At 41.5% G+C, this 16,290-nt stretch carries 19 protein-coding genes; 13 read left to right on the forward strand and 6 right to left on the reverse strand.

Annotation, left to right across the window (positions count from 1 at the left end; genetic code table 11):
• The 9 genes from DTOX_RS03450 to DTOX_RS21280 are packed head-to-tail and all read left to right on the forward strand — an operon-like array spanning position 1 to position 7,159.
• Positions 1-477, forward strand: a complete 477-nt coding sequence (locus DTOX_RS03450; protein ID WP_015756341.1) for a hypothetical protein — start codon at positions 1-3, stop codon at positions 475-477.
• Positions 474-1,241, forward strand: coding sequence for a flagellar basal-body rod protein FlgF (gene flgF, locus DTOX_RS03455; RefSeq protein ID WP_015756342.1), 768 nt, complete (start codon positions 474-476; stop codon positions 1,239-1,241). The genes DTOX_RS03450 and flgF overlap by 4 nt, the downstream gene beginning before the upstream one ends.
• A 30-nt stretch (positions 1,242-1,271) precedes the next feature.
• Positions 1,272-2,060 (forward strand): flagellar hook-basal body protein, encoded by a 789-nt coding sequence (locus DTOX_RS03460; RefSeq protein ID WP_015756343.1) that lies wholly within the window; start codon positions 1,272-1,274, stop codon positions 2,058-2,060.
• Positions 2,061-2,117: 57 nt separating this feature from the next.
• Positions 2,118-2,591 carry a chemotaxis protein CheD gene (locus DTOX_RS03465; protein ID WP_015756344.1) on the forward strand — a complete coding sequence of 158 codons (474 nt, stop codon included), beginning with the start codon at positions 2,118-2,120 and terminating at the stop codon, positions 2,589-2,591.
• On the forward strand, positions 2,592-3,362 hold the full coding sequence (locus tag DTOX_RS03470) for a CheR family methyltransferase (RefSeq protein WP_015756345.1): 771 nt from the start codon (positions 2,592-2,594) through the stop codon (positions 3,360-3,362).
• 31 nt (positions 3,363-3,393) lie between these two features.
• Positions 3,394-4,017, forward strand: coding sequence for a chemotaxis protein CheC (locus tag DTOX_RS03475; protein WP_015756346.1), 624 nt, complete (start codon positions 3,394-3,396; stop codon positions 4,015-4,017).
• Positions 4,018-4,047: 30 nt separating this feature from the next.
• Positions 4,048-4,413 (forward strand): response regulator, encoded by a 366-nt coding sequence (locus DTOX_RS03480; RefSeq protein ID WP_015756347.1) that lies wholly within the window; start codon positions 4,048-4,050, stop codon positions 4,411-4,413.
• Between the two features lie 33 nt (positions 4,414-4,446).
• Entirely contained in the window at positions 4,447-5,451 is a 1,005-nt protein-coding gene (gene fliM / locus DTOX_RS03485) for a flagellar motor switch protein FliM (protein WP_015756348.1), read from the forward strand.
• On the forward strand, positions 5,441-7,159 hold the full coding sequence (locus DTOX_RS21280; protein ID WP_015756349.1) for a flagellar motor switch protein: 1,719 nt from the start codon (positions 5,441-5,443) through the stop codon (positions 7,157-7,159). The genes fliM and DTOX_RS21280 overlap by 11 nt, the downstream gene beginning before the upstream one ends.
• A 36-nt stretch (positions 7,160-7,195) precedes the next feature.
• Here DTOX_RS21280 and DTOX_RS03495 read toward each other — a convergent pair whose 3' ends face one another.
• The 4 genes from DTOX_RS03495 to DTOX_RS03510 all read right to left on the reverse strand — a co-directional run bounded on the left by DTOX_RS03495 (position 7,196) and on the right by DTOX_RS03510 (position 9,756).
• Positions 7,196-8,572: a DUF1015 domain-containing protein gene (locus tag DTOX_RS03495; protein ID WP_015756350.1), complete on the reverse strand. Its 1,377-nt coding sequence runs from the start codon at positions 8,570-8,572 to the stop codon at positions 7,196-7,198.
• Between the two features lie 111 nt (positions 8,573-8,683).
• Complete coding sequence (locus tag DTOX_RS03500) at positions 8,684-9,088, reverse strand: putative toxin-antitoxin system toxin component, PIN family (RefSeq protein WP_015756351.1); 405 nt, start codon at positions 9,086-9,088, stop codon at positions 8,684-8,686.
• Positions 9,085-9,348 (reverse strand): AbrB/MazE/SpoVT family DNA-binding domain-containing protein, encoded by a 264-nt coding sequence (locus tag DTOX_RS03505; RefSeq protein ID WP_015756352.1) that lies wholly within the window; start codon positions 9,346-9,348, stop codon positions 9,085-9,087. Before DTOX_RS03505 ends, DTOX_RS03500 begins: the two co-directional genes overlap by 4 nt.
• Before the next feature lie 84 nt (positions 9,349-9,432).
• On the reverse strand, positions 9,433-9,756 hold the full coding sequence (locus DTOX_RS03510) for a nucleotide pyrophosphohydrolase (RefSeq protein ID WP_015756353.1): 324 nt from the start codon (positions 9,754-9,756) through the stop codon (positions 9,433-9,435).
• 178 nt (positions 9,757-9,934) lie between these two features.
• Between DTOX_RS03510 and DTOX_RS03515 the strand changes: the two genes are divergently transcribed.
• From DTOX_RS03515 to guaA, 3 genes are all read left to right on the forward strand, one after another.
• Positions 9,935-10,630: a hypothetical protein gene (locus DTOX_RS03515; protein ID WP_015756354.1), complete on the forward strand. Its 696-nt coding sequence runs from the start codon at positions 9,935-9,937 to the stop codon at positions 10,628-10,630.
• Between the two features lie 143 nt (positions 10,631-10,773).
• Entirely contained in the window at positions 10,774-11,310 is a 537-nt protein-coding gene (gene hpt, locus DTOX_RS03520; protein ID WP_015756355.1) for a hypoxanthine phosphoribosyltransferase, read from the forward strand.
• A 62-nt stretch (positions 11,311-11,372) separates the two neighbouring features.
• Entirely contained in the window at positions 11,373-12,893 is a 1,521-nt protein-coding gene (gene guaA / locus DTOX_RS03525) for a glutamine-hydrolyzing GMP synthase (protein WP_042316615.1), read from the forward strand.
• A gap of 77 nt (positions 12,894-12,970) precedes the next feature.
• Here guaA and DTOX_RS03530 read toward each other — a convergent pair whose 3' ends face one another.
• Positions 12,971-13,486, reverse strand: coding sequence for a hypothetical protein (locus DTOX_RS03530; protein ID WP_015756357.1), 516 nt, complete (start codon positions 13,484-13,486; stop codon positions 12,971-12,973).
• A gap of 52 nt (positions 13,487-13,538) precedes the next feature.
• Positions 13,539-14,249, reverse strand: a complete 711-nt coding sequence (locus DTOX_RS03535) for a GGDEF domain-containing protein (protein ID WP_015756358.1) — start codon at positions 14,247-14,249, stop codon at positions 13,539-13,541.
• Between the two features lie 553 nt (positions 14,250-14,802).
• Between DTOX_RS03535 and DTOX_RS03540 the strand changes: the two genes are divergently transcribed.
• Entirely contained in the window at positions 14,803-16,179 is a 1,377-nt protein-coding gene (locus DTOX_RS03540; protein ID WP_015756359.1) for an NCS2 family permease, read from the forward strand.
• The last annotated feature ends 111 nt before the right edge of the window (positions 16,180-16,290 follow it).

A 16,290-nucleotide genomic window follows, 5' to 3' on the forward strand; every position in this document is an offset into this window, starting at 1 on the left:
GTGCAGGATTTACCCGGTTGGTTAACCCGTTTATTGGTAAATAACTTGTTTTGGATATCATGCGGGGTGCTTTTTTCAGTTGTTATTGCCTGTTTAGTATTTTTCTTTATAAAAAAGAGCTCTGCATTCAAAAAACGTCATTTCGCCAGAAAAATGGCCGAATTAACTTCTAATATACAACCTAATGCAGATTTTGAGATGTACTTAAAGAATATTGAGTCCCGGTTAGACACGCTTGTTTCTGTAAATCGTGAAATGCGTGATAAGATATCCTGGTTGGAAGGGCAAATCAGAGTTTTGCTCACGTGCAAGGAAACTGCGGAATCTCCTAAAAGCGTTGAAGATCTGATATATGAGGCTTGCGAAGGAGGTAAGCCTGTAATGGAGGTAGCCAGGGCATTTGGGAGAGATAAAGGAGAAATAGAGTTAATCTTAAATATTCGGAGGTTAAAAAATAACCGGGAGGAAGCATTATGATTAGAGGTATTTATAGCGGGGCGGCCGGGATGAATGTATTGCAGGAAAAAATGAATGTAATGGCAAATAACCTGGCTAATGTTAATACAAACGGTTTTAAAATGGATCAGGCTGTAGTTAAGAGTTTTAATGAGCAGTTAATTAATTTGATCGATACCGGTAAAGATATTCGTAAGCTTCGCCCTATCGGTAACTTTTGTCATGGTGTGACTGTTGACGAAATTAATACTTATTTTACTCAGGGTGTTTTTCAGCAGACAGGTCATGATACCGATTTGGCCTTAGACGGTGAAGGGTTTTTCAGGGTTAGCGGAGCGGAAGGCGATTATTATACCAGAGATGGGGCGTTTTCACTGGACAATGAAGGGTATCTTGTTACTTCACGTGGATACACGCTTATGGGACAGAACGGGCCGGTAATGACAGAACCCGGTAAAAATCTTAAAATAGGATCTGACGGTAAGATATATTTGGACGGCGTGGAGCAGGATACGCTGGATATTAAGAATTTTGATGATCTCCAGAAGTTGAAAAAAGAAGGGGATAATTTTTTCAGGGTTGAAAATGAGGCTGACGCGGGTGTGTATGATGCAACAAATTTTACCTTGAAGCAGGGTTTTTTAGAAAAGTCTAATGTTGAACTGGTGAATGAGATGACTGATATAATAGCCGTATCCCGCGCTTATGAAACAAGCCAGAAACTTATGCAGGTGCAGGATGAACTTTTGGGTAAAGCCGTAAACAATATCGGTACGATAAAATAGATTTTAAATAACTGCCAGAGGTGAGTACATATGATAAAAACCCTGGGGATCGGTGCGTCTGCTTTGAATGCCAATCAAACTTACATAGATTCAGCGGCTAACAACATAGCCAATGTTAATACAGATGAGTACAAAGCTGAAAGGACAAGATTTACTGATTTATTATATAATTATTATTATCGCGGTACTACTTATCCTGCTCCTACAGTTGATGAGAAAGCAACTGAGTCATCGGGAAACGGAGTTCGCATTGGTGAGGTGAAAAAGGTTTTTGAACCCGGAACAATAAAAGAAACCTCTAATTCTATGGATTTGGCCATAGACGGTGCCGGTTTCATAAAGGTAATTTCACCGGACGGGGAAGAACTTTTTTCCCGTGGAGGTGTATTGAAGGTAAATTCGGACGGGGTAATTGAGGATGCGGCCGGAAACATAATTGAGCCGGAAATACAGCTTCCGGAAGGGCTGCAAAATTTCAGCATATCACCCTCTGGACAGGTGACTGTAATTAACGGTGCGGGGATGAAAGAGGAAATTGCAAATATTTCTATTTATAACTTTATTAATCCGGCAGGTTTAATCGCGCAAGACAATAAACTCTATTTACAGACTGAGCAAAGCGGTGAAGCTGCTGAGGGGGCTCCCGGAACTGACGGTTATGGCTCTTTACGTCAGGGTTTTACTGAGATGTCTAACGTGGATTTAATTCAGGAAATGGTTAGGCTGATAGAGGCACAGCGGGCTTATGAAATTAATGCACGCTCAATCAAAACTGCCGATGACATGTGGGGTATGGCCAACAGTTTAAGCAGTAGATAATTGACTTTGTGTAGATGTTAAGGAGGGAAAAAGTTTCTGGCTAAGGATTATGAAGAATTGCAGGTTGGTATTGCTGAATATAAAATTACTGCCGGTCCAAATCGCTTGATTACTTTAGGACTCGGTTCATGCGTTGGGGTTTCGATGTATGATCCTGTTTTGAAACTGGGAGGGCTTCTACATATAATGCTTCCGGACAGCACTCAGTTTAAAGATGTGTCAAAACCTGCTAAATTCGCGGATTTAGGTATACCGCTTTTAATAAGTGATTTAAAACGCCGGGGTGGCAATGTATTAAGATTTCAGTCCAAGTTGGTTGGAGGGGCGCAAATGTTCAGTGGGATGGATAAGAAAATAATATTAAATATAGGTGAGCGTAACTATAAGGCGGCCAGGCAGATATTGAACGACTTAAGGATAAGAATATTAGCCGAAGAACTTGGGGGAAATCGCGGGCGAACCATGATATTCGATACTGCTAACGGTGATGTCTTTATCAGGACTTTGGGCGGTGTTAACAGGGTGATATAGATGGATTTCAATACTTTTAAAGATAAGATGTATAACAACTTTAGATTAGATTTGCACAGCTACAAAGAAAATCAGCTCAAAAGACGTATGGAAAGTCTTTTATCCAGAATGAATATGGGTACCGACTATGAAAAGTTTTATAAAGCTATAAGCACTGACAGGGAAATGTATATAAAGTTTTTGGACACATTGACTATCAATGTTACTGAGTTTTTTAGGGATACCAATATATTTAAGTCCCTGGAAACAAAGGTTTTGCCGGAACTGCTGCAGAAGAAAAAACAATTGAAAATATGGAGTGCTGCCTGTTCTAACGGTGCTGAACCGTATTCATTAGCGATACTGATGGATGAACTGGTGCCCGGTGTCAAATTCGAACTGGAAGCGACTGATATAGATGATAAAATTCTGAGTCAAGCTATGGCCGGTATTTATACCGCTGAGCAGGTGCGTAATATCAGTGCAAACAGATTAAATAAATATTTTCGTAAGCAGGCTAATAACTACTATGTCATTGAAAGTATAAAAAATAAAGTGAAATTCAAAAAACATGATTTATTGCTTGATAAGTACGGTTTTGGTTATAATTTGATCGTTTGCCGTAATGTCACTATATATTTTACCAGAGATGCGCAGAATTTAGTGAATGAGAAATTCTCCAAGGCTTTAAACCAGGGGGGGTATTTATTTATAGGTGGCAGTGAAATGATTTTTAACTACAAAAGTTATGGCTACGAAAAGTCTCTTCCCTGTTTCTATAAAAAAACATAAAATAACTTGGTATTTGAGAAGGGATGGAAATATGATTGATTTTCAAAACTATGGCCCGATTCAAATGGATGTTCTGTCTGAAATAGGGAATATTGGGATTGGCAATGCAGCTACTTCTCTTTCCAAGCTTGTAAATGATCGGATAGATATGACAGTGCCAAAGGCATGTTTTTTACCCTATGAGGAAATTATTGCTCTGGTTGGGGGACCTGAAGAAATTGTCGGCTGTATAGTCCTTCGCTTGGAAGGAGACGTGCCGGGAACAATTATATATATTTTCCACCAGGAGAGTATGTTTTCTTTAGTAGATATGTTGTTGGGTCTTGAACTGGGAACAACTAATGAATTGGATGAAATGGCTGAGTCCGTGGTCATGGAAATCGGCAATATATTAACCGGTTCCTTTATCAGTGCTATTAGTATGATGTCTCAGTTGCATATGGTGACCACCGTTCCTCTGTTTGCCTATGATATGCTGGCAGCCGTGTTGATGACAAGCTTAATTGACACGGGTTATATTGAGGATCAAGTTTTGTTGATAGAAACTAAATTGTCGCAGAAGGATAAGGAGATAAAAGGAAACTTTTTTTTATTCACTGATCCGGGAGCGCTGGAAAAAGTTTTTATGTCCCTGGGAATAAGCATGGAAATATAATAAGATATAAATAGGTGGGAGGGAAGAATCTTGACAAAACGGATTCTTATTGTAGATGATGCCGCTTTTATGCGGATGATGATAAAGAACATTGTTGTTAAACACGGTTATGAGGTAGTAGGGGAAGCTGAGAACGGCTTACAGGCGATTCAACTGTATAAAGAGGTTTCGCCTGATCTTGTGACAATGGACATCACTATGCCGGAAATGGACGGCATACAAGGGGTTAAAGAAATTCGCAAAATAGATCCAAATGCCAATATAATTGTTTGCAGTGCCATGGGGCAACAGGCCATGGTTTTAGAAGCCATTCAATCCGGTGCAAAAGACTTTGTAGTCAAACCTTTCCAACAAGACCGAATTATTCAGGCTATTGAACGAGTACTTGGTAGGTAACGGTAATTATGACTTAGGAAAGGCGGGCATAATTTGTCTGATGTTTTATCACAAAAGGAGATTGACAGGTTATTAGATGGTCTGAAATCCGGAATAATAAAAGCGGAAGATCTAAAAGAAGCAGAAATACAGGAACTGCGGATGAGATATAAGAGCTATGATTTCAGACGTCCAAATAAGTTTTCCGAAAATCAGTTAAGAACTCTTCAGATGCTGCATGAGGGATATGGCCGCCTGTTGTCGAGCTATTTAACAGGTTATTTAAGAGCCAGCATAGTAGTACGTGTAATTTCGGTGGATCAATTTACCTTTGATGACTTTGTCGGCTCGGTGCCCAGCCCTACTCTTTTGACAGTTTTTTCATTACCGCCGCTTACGGGTCCGGCAGTTTTAGAGACAAATCCGCAATTCCTTTTTCCCATTATTGATTTGTTGTTTGGCGGAACCGGGAAAATGTCAGACCGGGTACGTGAGTTAACTGATATTGAACTGTCAGTAATAAAAAAACTGATTCCTAAATTGCTGGAACAGCTTGTTCTCGCATGGCAAGATCTTTATGAAGTAACTGCCGAGCTGCAAAGTATAGAAACTAATCCTCGTTTGATGCAGGTAATGAACCCGGGTGAGATAATAGCCTTGTTAACTTTTAGCACGGTTATCGGCGGTACATCCAGGGGCTTGATTAATCTTTGCTTGCCTTATTTAATGCTGGAACCTGTTTTGTCTAAATTGTCCATACATTACCGCAATACCAGGAAGGATATGGCTAAAGAGGATGACCTGCGTCGGCTGGAATACTGGATGGGACAGGCTGAATTAACACTAACCGCTGTTGCCGGAGAAACTAAAATATCCGTGCGGGATTTCTTACAACTTCAGGAAGGTGATGTGTTGACACTGGACAGGCGCATTGACGAGGATGTAGACCTTTTTTTAGAGGAAAAATTAAAATACAAGGTGCAGCCCGGTACAATGGGGCGTTTTATGGCAGTTCAAATTACCTCCTTGACTGAAGGAGGAGTGGCTATTGAGCAATAATGGAGGCAAACTGTTAAGTCAGGAAGAAATAGATGCGCTTCTAAGCAGTTCCGGTCAGACTGAACCTGTCATTGTTGAAGAACAGGTGCTAAGATCCGATGAAATAGATGCCCTTGGTGAAGTATCTAATATTTCTATGGGCACATCTTCAACAACACTTTCTTCCTTGTTAAACCAGCAGGTGCAAATATCCGGTGCCAGTATAAGTATTATGTCTGAAGAGGAGTTTATGTCTTCTTACAGAGCTTCTTATATGGCCGTTAGAGTTCAGTTTGTCAAAGGCCTGAGCGGCTTTAACCTCTGGCTTGTGAAATTGCACGATGCCTTGGTAATGGCTAATTTGATGATGGGAGTAGAAGGAACTCCCGTGACTGGTGAAATAAACGAGCTGGAAATCAGTGCCGCATCAGAAGCAATGAACCAGATGATTTCTACGTCGGTAACCGGTTTGGCAGGCATGTTCAACCGAACGATTGATATTTCCCCGCCTCAAACAAGGATTATTAATGAAGGGGATACTCTGGAAGAATTGGTTGTTGAAGGGCCTTTTGTAGTATTGTTTTTTAAAATGACAGTGGGCGATATGTTAGACACGGAGATTATACAGATAATATCAGTGGAAACCGCCAAGGAAGCAGTATCGTCATTGATGAACGCAATGGATGTTTCTGCCGGTGTCTCTTTGGAGAATATTCTCGAATCGCAGGAGAAGGACGCTTTAGGTGAGGTTGGTAATATATCTACCGGATCTGCTTCAACGACCCTTTCAGCACTGTTAAATCAACGAGTGCAAATTACCAGTCCACGTATTTCTATACTTACTGAGACGGAGCTTTTGTCGTCTTTTGAGCTTCCGTTTATGACGGTTAAGGTTCAGTACACAGAGGGAATTATTGGATTTAATCTTTGGGTTGTGACATTGCGTGACGCTTTGATCATAGCTGACTTAATGATGGGTGGGGAAGGTATCCCGGCTTCAAATGAGATAACCGAACTGGAAATCAGTGCTGCGTCAGAAGCGATGAACCAGATGATCGGAACCGCTGCAACCAGTTTGGCTGCCATCTTCAACCGGATCATAAATATTTCTCCTCCCGAAACCCATATTATAAGAGCAAGAGAAAATCTGGGAGAAATTATTGACACACATCCTTTAGTGGTTATTTCTTTTCGCATGATTGTCGGTGATGTTATGGATACTGAGATTATGCAGATTATGTCGGTAGAAACCGCCAAGTATGAGGTAGGATTGCTGTTGAGCGGTTTGGAGCCTGCCGCACCTGAAATGGCTGTTAGAGTTGAAGAACCCGTACCGTCTACTGAACCGGTTACTAATAAGCCGCCTGAAAATTTGTCGCCAATGGCTGCCGGCGGGCAAAATCAGACCGGTTATCAGTCCGTGCCGGAAGAACGTGTTTCTCAAACGCCGGCTGATGTCAATTGGGATAAGATCAATCTTATACTTGATGTTCCTCTAAATGTTACTGTGGTGCTCGGTAAAACAAAGAAACCGATTAAGGATGTGCTCGGTCTTACTCCCGGTTCCGTGGTGGAATTGGGCGCGCTGGTGGAAGAACCGGTTGAGGTTTTAGTTAACGGTACTCTGGTAGCCAGAGGGGAAGTTGTCGTTGTTAATGAGAATTTTGGCGTGCGGATAACCAATGTGATAACTCCGCAGGAAAGAATACAATACCTTATAGGACATTAAAGGCACCTACATGGACAAGTAAGGTGCCTTTAATGATTACAATTTATTTATTACCAATCCTGTGATCAGCTTGGGATAAAAAAAGGTGGATTTCTGGGGCATCTTTTCACCGTTGGAAGCTACTGCCGTTACTTCTTCAACTCTGGTGGGATTCATGAAAAAGGCCAGCTGGTATTCTCCTTTGTCTACTTTTTCCAGTGCTCCTGCCTCTTCTCTGGTATAGGTGAGATTTGCTTCATTGGCCCTCTGTTCTCCTCCTATACCCAGATAATTTTCCATAATCAGGGAGTGTAGGACTGAAACATCCAATCCCCGCCAGTCGGAAGACTTGTCGCCGGGCATATAATCGGACAGATTAGTGGTTTCTTTTAAAATAATGATATACAGGCTCTGGCCTGTGTATAAGCCAAAAGCATGTTTGTGTTGGGACTGATCCATTTCCCCCAGTTGAGCCATACGCTCTAAGAACTGAGAAAAATTGCTTTTATCCTGGTTTAAACAGAATTCCTCCAGGTCAAAGTTTTGCGTAATTTTCTTTAAAAAGTTTTCCAGGTCAAAAGAGTCTATATTTTTTACCAGACGATGGGTGGGAAATACCACCAATCCCGGATCGTAAAGGTTAACCAGTGTCATCATAATATAGTTGTAGGGGGCTGCCGGGTATTCATCGTTTATAGGTTCCTGCAGTTTATTGTCAGGTGTGCCGGAAATTGATTCATCCTCATTTCTTCGCTCGTTGCGGTAGTTTAAGGATGTTTCATAACGGTGGTGACCGTCAGCAATGAATATACGCTGCTCGCTCATGGCTTCCTGCACTTTTTGTACTGTGTCTGTGTCTGAAATTACCCACAGGCGATGCATTAGTCCTGACTCGTCAGTGAAATCTACATCTGCCGGCCTGTTTTTGGCTGTTTTTAACAGGCTGTCGACTTTCATGCTGCTGTCGGCGAAAAGACCAAAGATGGGGCTGAAATTAGCCCGGCAGGCGTGCATGAGAGCCAGACGGTCTGCTTTGTGCTTTGGCAGTGTTTCTTCATGGGGAAGTACTACTCCGTTTGCATATGGTTCTATCTTTACGCCGGCGATAAAGCCTGTTCGCACTTTCTTTTCACCTGCTGCGGTAAATTCCTGTTCGTAAAGGTACAGCGACGGTTTCTCTTCAGGCACGAGTATTTTTTCTTGAAGCCATTCTGTAAAATCTTTGGCCGCTCTGGTATAACGGTTATTGAAGTTGTTGTCTTGTGGGTATTTTTTCCCATATTCCAGGCGAATGACGTTGTAGGGGTTGATCCTGTAGTAGCTGTCCTGTGCCTTTTCATCGATGACATCATAAGGCGGTGTTACCAGTGAGTTCATACTGCCTGCCAGGCTTTGATTATAGCGTAATCCTTTAATGGGGATTATGGTGGCCAATAAGGTATCCTCCTTTAATTCTATCTATTTATTGTGCTAGGAAAATTCTATTATATAATGAGGGGAATTACAACTTTGTTTGCAAATAATCAGGGATAGGATTGTAGAAATTTAGCCTGAAGCTATCTGCAAAAATTCAGGAGCCCTCAATATTTGTATTCCTTTATACTCATGCAATTGTAAAAGATGCTTATCACCGGAAATAATATAATTTGATTTTCCTTCAATGGCACATTCAATAATTTTGTTATCATCCGGGTCTGCCGAAATAACATTAATTTTGTTTGTGGGACTTGCAAAAACAATATGGGGCAATAATCTTCCTACGAAACCATCGGTTTCCTGATCTGTAAAGCCAAGTTTGGGGTATTTGACAACCCTGTAAAACTCACTCAGAATTTGTGCAGAAAGGCACAGTTCCAGGGTGGATTCCAATACCATCTTGATAATGGCTGCTTCCGCACCGTTCCATCCCAGGGCTGAAATAAGGACATTGGTATCAACTGTTATCCTCATTTTTTGCTTTCTCCCCGTGCCCACTTTATCGCTTCCTCAACATCATCAGAGGTTATTCCTTCCCTCTCAAATCTTTCCCTAATCGGTCTCGCAAAATTATCGAAATCATTGGGAGGCATCATCTTCTTAATTTCCACTCGAGGCCCTTTTTTTTCAAAAAGGATGTAATCCCCTTCTTTAACATTAAGTGCTTTCCTTAGTTCCAGGGGAACTGTTATCTGCCCTTTAGTGGTTATTCTAGCAATGTAAAATTGATCCATAATAAACACCTCTGCGGTAATAATATCTTACTTTATACTATAATATCTCTAATCTTACATGTCAAACACTGCCTTAATCCTAATTTAATTCTTTTTTATAGGTGTCCAACGGTTTTTGTCCCTTTGCCTGTATTTGTTCATCATGTTGATGAAGGCTTCCTCTATATCAATGTTTAGAGAGTTGGCGTAGCAAATTATAATGAACAGTATATCTGCCAGTTCACTGGCCAGATCACCTGGTTGTTCTTCCGGTTTCTTAGGCTTTTGACCATAACGGTGGTTTACTTCTCTGGCCAGTTCACCTACTTCTTCTGTTAACCGGGCCAGCATGGACAAGGGATGCCAGTAGCCTTCTTCGAATTGGCTGATCCAGCCGTCCACTTCCTTTTGCATATCTTTAATATCCACGTTATAAGACCTCCCTTGGTTTACCTTTTGATTATATATAAAACAGATTTTAAATTCCACCAAAAGTAAGCATTGTTTAGTCATATTTCCATTCTACAGACAATACTATTTTATAACGTGTTTTGATGTTGTAAAAATAAGGTGTGTGTTATTGAACAACAGTAAAGGGAGTGGTATTATGCAGCGATCTCAATGGTTCATATTTAATAAGAAGCAAATTTTAGGTGCTGTTGGTTTATTGATTTTTCTGGGCAGTTTAGCTGCTGCCGGTTTTATGTTTATGTTTAAGCAGCGTCCTCAGTTATCAGGGGAAGAATTATGGTCCACCGCTTTGGATCGTACCAGGGCTTGCAAGACATATCGTTATCAGGTTGAGGTATTGTATAACGGCAAAACTAATATGCGGGGAGAGGGGGAACGGGTTTTTCCGGATAGGGTGCATTTGACGGGCAGTATGGCCAATACTAAGCTGGAGTTTATTCAGATTGGGGAAAAGGGTTTTATGAAGGATCCCTATACTAAGCAATGGATAAAGTTAGAGGGCAACCAGTTGTCTCAATCTGAATTATTTATTACGGAACTGAATCCTCTGGGTATGTTCAATTTTAAAGATATTCCCCAGATCAAAAACTTGGGTAAGGTGAAAGACAAGGAGCAGGAGTATGTGGAACTGCTTTTACAACCGAATTTAGCTAACCCCTTTATGGAGAATTTTATTAACTTTGAGTATCATATCAGAATAAGCCCCGATGATTATCTGATCAAACAGGCTGATATCAGCGCATTGTCTAAAGGGCATGAACAAGTAAAGTTTAATCTTAGATTGAAGTTCAGTGACTATGATAAAGACATTACTATAAACCCGCCGTTATAAAAATAGTTAAGCCCTCACCTATGGTGGGGGTTTAATTGTATCGGTACTGTTAATTTATGTATTTCATTGACACAACACGCTGTTTTTTGATATAATACCCCGGATTTTAATGAATTATTTATTATGGAACCGGAGGGATAAGCATGCATCCTGATCTGGATAAGGTTTTGATAACTGAACAAGAAGTACAAAAAAGGATAAGGGAATTGGGAGAACAGATATCCTGTGATTATGCGGGAAAAGAAATACTGGTGGTTGGTATTTTAAAGGGAGCCGCAGTTTTTTTGGCTGATTTAGTGCGGTATATCAGTATACCTGTCTATTTTGATTTTATGGCTGTATCCAGCTATGGTGCGGGGAGCGCTTCTTCCGGTGTGGTGCGTATTTTAAAAGATTTGGATCGGCCGATAGAAGGACGTCATGTTATAATTGTAGAAGACATTGTTGATACAGGTTTGACTTTGAATTACCTGGTGCAGAGCTTGCAATCCCGTAATCCGGCCAGCCTCAAAGTCTGCACCCTGTTGGATAAGCCTGAACGTCGAGTAGCAAAGGTCAAGGTTGATTATAACGGTTTCGATATACCGGATCAATTTGTGGTTGGCTACGGGCTTGATTACAATGAGCGCTATCGCAATTTTCCCTATATCGGAGTATTGAAGCGCAGTGTTTATACTTAAGTTTCCTTTTGATTATTTAGTTATAAGTGGCGAAGTGAGGTGTGTTGTTTTTGGAAAATGAAATGGTGCTGATTTTGGATTTCGGTGGACAGTATACGCAGTTGATAGCCAGACGTATTCGGGAATGTAAAGTCTATTGTGAGATATTGCCTTTCAGCACGCCTTTGGAAAAAATAACGGCGGGTAAGCCAAAGGGGATTGTATTTTCAGGCGGGCCTTCCAGCGTTTATTCAGACCGGGCGCCGTCAGCTGACCCAAAGTTGTATGAGTTAGGCATTCCTGTTTTGGGTATCTGTTATGGCATGCAGCTTATGGCACACCAGTTGGGAGGCAAGGTGTCTCCTGCCAGGCAGCGTGAGTATGGTAAATCTGTAATAAATGTTCTGTCCAAAGATGAATTGCTGACCGGCTTGGAGGATGCGGAGCCCTGCTGGATGAGCCACGGGGATTTGGTGGAGTCGCCACCTCCGGGTTTCGGAGTTTCCGCCTGTACTTCACTTGCTCCGGTTGCCGCTATGTCGAACCGGGCACAAAAGCTCTATGCGGTGCAGTTTCACCCCGAGGTGGTGCATACACCGAAAGGTATGGATATACTGAAAAACTTTTTATACAATATCTGTGGCTGCCATGCTTCTTGGACAATGGAATCTTTTCTGGAAACTGAAGTGGCGGAAGTTCATAAAACTGTCGGTAACAGGCAGGTTCTCTGTGCACTTAGCGGCGGGGTTGATTCTTCAGTGGCGGCGGTATTGGTGCACAGGGCTATCGGTGATCAATTGACTTGTGTTTTTGTGGATCACGGGCTTTTGCGGAAAGGTGAGGCCGAGCAGGTTATAAGCACTTTCCGGGATAAGTTTCATATAAATCTCATTGCAGTGGATGCTGAAGAGAGGTTTTTAAGCCGTTTGCAGGGTGTGACCGATCCGGAGCGCAAGCGAAAGATTATCGGGGAAGAGTTCATCCGTGTTTTTGAGGAAGAGGCGGCTAAGCTGGGACAGATAGACTACCTGGTGCAGGGAACTCTTTACCCGGATGTGGTGGAGAGCGGTACGGCTACGGCAGCAGTTATCAAGTCGCACCATAATGTGGGCGGTTTGCCTGAGGATATGAAGTTAAAGCTGATTGAGCCGCTGCGCTGGCTGTTTAAGGATGAGGTGCGCGTACTGGGTGAGGAATTGGGTATACCGGAAGAAGTGGTCTGGCGTCAGCCATTCCCCGGTCCTGGTTTGGCTATTCGTATTCTGGGTGAGATCACTAAGGACAAGCTGGAAGTGCTGCGTGAAGCGGATGCAATAGTGTTGGATGAGATCAAAAAGGCCGGGCTGTATAGGTCTATCTGGCAGGCCTTTGCTGTGCTGCCCCAGATGAAGAGTGTCGGGGTGATGGGGGACGAGCGGACTTATGCCTATACCGCAGTGCTTAGGGCTGTGCAGAGTAATGACGGTATGACGGCTGACTGGGTGCGTTTGCCCTATGAAGTGCTTGAGTCGATATCTTCAAGGATAGTTAACGAATTAAAAGAAATTAACCGGGTAGTTTATGATATAACCTCCAAACCCCCTGGGACTATTGAGTGGGAGTGATGGTGTAAAGCCTCTAAACCCTGTGAAATAAAGGGTTTAGAGGCTCAATTTTCAACCCTGGCAACATTTTGAAAAACTTATTTTTTAGCAGCAGTTGCTTCTCTTTTGCCCCATGGCTTAAATACAGAAATGAAGACCAGAACAACTAAGAATGCTACTTGTATACTACCCCAAATATTGTTCATGTGCCTGTCATAAAGATAAGCGGTATTTTGAAGTGCATGAATTCTATCAGCATCAGCAATAGCGGTAGCTCCATTTACCCAGGGACCTAGGAAGAAAGTGCCAAAAAGAATTTGAGCAACAGTTGCCGCCCATTTAACAATAACCCAGTTGAATTTGATAAAACCCCAGTTTGTCAGCCAGCATATAAGCAACCCTGTTATCAAGCAACCAAAAGCTGAGGGTATTACGATGTAGTCATCCAATAATTTTATGGAGGCATTAAATGCAAATAATTCATCACCATTGACTACATGAGTTTTCATGAGGCCAAGCAGAACCATTGATAAGCCTGTACCTACCCAGGTACAACAGAAGAAAATGTGCAGACCTTTTAGCCATTGTCTGCCCTTTATACCTAGTTTCGGCATATTACTATTACCTCCTCATTTGTTTCGTTGCATTGATATTATAATTTGGAACTTATATTGCCAGTAAACCCTCAATCAACCTCAGGTTGCCTCCTGTATAACCCAGGCTTACAACAGTGTTTCTTTTCTCTTTGGCTTTATATAAGGCTTTGTCAGCCTGAGCTACTAAAATATCTTTATCAATATGTCCATTAGTAGATGCAACACCTATACTGACAGTGACTTTGCCGCAAAACAGGTTGGTATCCTCAATAATGTTTCTTAATCTCTCGGCTGATGCTGCAGCTCCTTCTGTATTGGTTTCAGGAAGAATAACTGTAAATTCCTCGCCACCCCATCTAGATAGTATATCCACACCTCTTAAGTTCTGGCGAAGGACATTGGTTAAAGCACTGATGACCTTATCACCCATTACATGACCGTAGTTGTCGTTAATCCCTTTAAAGTTATCAATATCTATAATTAGAAGAGATAAAACAGAATTCGAGTTTTGGGTCTTCTTAAGTTCATTGGTTAGTTTTTTATTGAAATAGTTTTTGTTATATAGACCGGTTAAAAAATCCACGTAGGCTTGCTTATATAAATTATTAATAATTCTGCCCAATACCAATCCGGCAATTGTTTGAAAAAATATGAATAAAAACACCAGATAGATAAAATTATCTTCATATTTTACTATGCAACAAATACCTACACCCGAAAGCAAACTGATAAAAGCAAGAATGTAGGATATATGCTTAACAATGAATTCCTTAAATAACATAATATATCCCTCCATAATATCGGGTAACTTGCATAATGGATATCTATTTTACTTATCGACATCGTGGTTGAAAACTGAACACTTTTAGCATTAAAATTTTTAATGCTACGGGCAAGCAACGTGAAAGTCCTAACAAGCTTTCCTGCAGTTGCAAAATTGCTTCTTTAGCATTAATTTTTGCTATAATAATCTAAAAATCCATGCTAATTAGTCTAATATAATTTTCTTGTTGACTTTTGTTGTTAAACTTTGTTAACATTAAAGTTAGATTGATGATTATGATGTTTTAATAGAGGAAAGTGTGCCTAGGGTTCCACATCCGCTTATGCAGGCGGTTGGTTTGGTCCGAGCGGTACAGGCGTTGTGCAGGGTGTTCCGGTATAATGCTACACCTAGAGGGATAAAAGCCCAGGCGGGTAGGTTTCACTCATGAAGCCTATCTGTCCGGGTTTTTTTGTTAGCAATTATGACCTGTTTTAGTATGTTTTCCCTGCCTTATTAAAATAATAAACGGTAGGAAAAATCATAATAAATTTAAAAGGGAGGGTGTAATGTGCTGGAAAGGATTTTTAAGCTAAGGCAGTATCATACCGACGTGAGAACTGAGGTGATCGCCGGTACTACTACTTTTATGACTATGGCCTACATATTGTTTTTAAATCCTAATATTTTGTCCGCAACCGGTATGAATAAGGATGCAGTATTTTTTGCCACAGCAGTTGCTGCCGGGATAGTGACTATTGCCATGGGTTTAATTGTTAACTTTCCTATTGCTCTGGCTCCGGGCATGGGTTTAAATGCCTATTTTGCCGCAGTTGCTGCTCAAGGAGTCGGTATTCCCTGGCAGACGGCGCTGGGTGCTGTTTTTATTTCCGGTCTTATTTTTATTATTCTTACTGTTACTAAAATACGCCAATTGCTGGTGGAAGCTGTGCCCAATTCCTTAAAAAGGGCGATTATTGTTGGTATCGGTTTGTTTATTACTATTTTAGGCATCAAGATGTCAGAGATTATGGTTGTTAAAGCCGGTCCCGTTATTCCTCCCACTCTTGAAGGACTGCAGAAATCAGGTGGTGTTGCCACCCTAAAGTTTTTTGAGTGGAACATATTCATGGGCAGTTTTGCCAACCCGGCTACTTTACTGGCTCTGATCGGGCTGGTGATAACAGGCATATTGATGGCCAGGAAGGTTAAGGGTTCTTTGCTGCTGGGGATTCTGGCTGCCACTTTAATAGGTATTCCCCTGGGTGTTACGGTAGTGCCGCCCAATTTCAGCCCTTTTTCTCTGCCTGATTTCAGCCATCTGGCTGTAGGCAAAATGGATATAAAAGGCGCTTTGAATATGGGGCTCTTGACCGCTGTTTTCACCTTTACTTTTGTTGAGTTATTCGATACCTTCGGCACCCTTATAGGTACTGCCGGTAAGGCCGGTTTGCTGGATGAAAAAGGACGATCCCCTCGCATTGGCCGGGCCATGCTGGTAGATGCTTTTGGCGTTTCTTTCGGAGCTTTAATGGGAACCAGTACAGTTACCGCTTATATTGAAAGTACTGCCGGTATCGGAGAAGGCGGGCGCACAGGTTTGACAGCAGTTACCACAGGCGCTCTTTTCCTTTTGGCTTTGGTACTGGCCCCGATTGCCGGGTTAATACCCAGTGCGGCTACTGCTCCGGTATTGATTATTGTGGGCTTGTTAATGTGTTCAGCTGTTGCCGGAATAGATTTTGACAATATTTCTGACGGGCTGCCTGCTTTTTTGACTATGGTTATTATGCCTTTTACTTACAGTATAGCCAATGGTATTGCCGCAGGCATTATATTCTACACTGTATTAAAGGTAGCTACAGGCAGGATTAAAGAGGTACACTGGCTAATGTATATATTGTTCTTCCTGGTTATCGCACGCTATCTGTTTTTAGCCGGTGAATAATGTTTTTATTTCTTTTATATTTCTATTAAGTTTTACAGGAAATCCTATGATAGTTCAGTAAAATACTATATCATTAAAGCTAATATATCAGGTTTTGATTAAATAAAATTT

It is taken from the genome of Desulfofarcimen acetoxidans DSM 771, from assembly GCF_000024205.1.
Taxonomy (GTDB): domain Bacteria; phylum Bacillota; class Desulfotomaculia; order Desulfotomaculales; family Desulfofarciminaceae; genus Desulfofarcimen; species Desulfofarcimen acetoxidans.

What these genes read in the sequence shown, in the direction of transcription:
- flgF (WP_015756342.1), top strand. Translation starts at nt 474, where the DNA reads ATGATTAGAGGTATTTATAGCGGGGCGGCCGGGATGAATGTATTGCAG.
- DTOX_RS03460 (WP_015756343.1), top strand. Translation starts at nt 1,272, where the DNA reads ATGATAAAAACCCTGGGGATCGGTGCGTCTGCTTTGAATGCCAATCAA.
- DTOX_RS03470 (WP_015756345.1), top strand. Translation starts at nt 2,592, where the DNA reads ATGGATTTCAATACTTTTAAAGATAAGATGTATAACAACTTTAGATTA.
- DTOX_RS03475 (WP_015756346.1), top strand. Translation starts at nt 3,394, where the DNA reads ATGATTGATTTTCAAAACTATGGCCCGATTCAAATGGATGTTCTGTCT.
- DTOX_RS03500 (WP_015756351.1), bottom strand. Translation starts at nt 9,088, where the DNA reads ATGAGGATAACAGTTGATACCAATGTCCTTATTTCAGCCCTGGGATGG.
- DTOX_RS03505 (WP_015756352.1), bottom strand. Translation starts at nt 9,348, where the DNA reads ATGGATCAATTTTACATTGCTAGAATAACCACTAAAGGGCAGATAACA.
- DTOX_RS03515 (WP_015756354.1), top strand. Translation starts at nt 9,935, where the DNA reads ATGCAGCGATCTCAATGGTTCATATTTAATAAGAAGCAAATTTTAGGT.
- hpt (WP_015756355.1), top strand. Translation starts at nt 10,774, where the DNA reads ATGCATCCTGATCTGGATAAGGTTTTGATAACTGAACAAGAAGTACAA.
- guaA (WP_042316615.1), top strand. Translation starts at nt 11,373, where the DNA reads ATGGTGCTGATTTTGGATTTCGGTGGACAGTATACGCAGTTGATAGCC.
- DTOX_RS03530 (WP_015756357.1), bottom strand. Translation starts at nt 13,486, where the DNA reads ATGCCGAAACTAGGTATAAAGGGCAGACAATGGCTAAAAGGTCTGCAC.
- DTOX_RS03535 (WP_015756358.1), bottom strand. Translation starts at nt 14,249, where the DNA reads ATGTTATTTAAGGAATTCATTGTTAAGCATATATCCTACATTCTTGCT.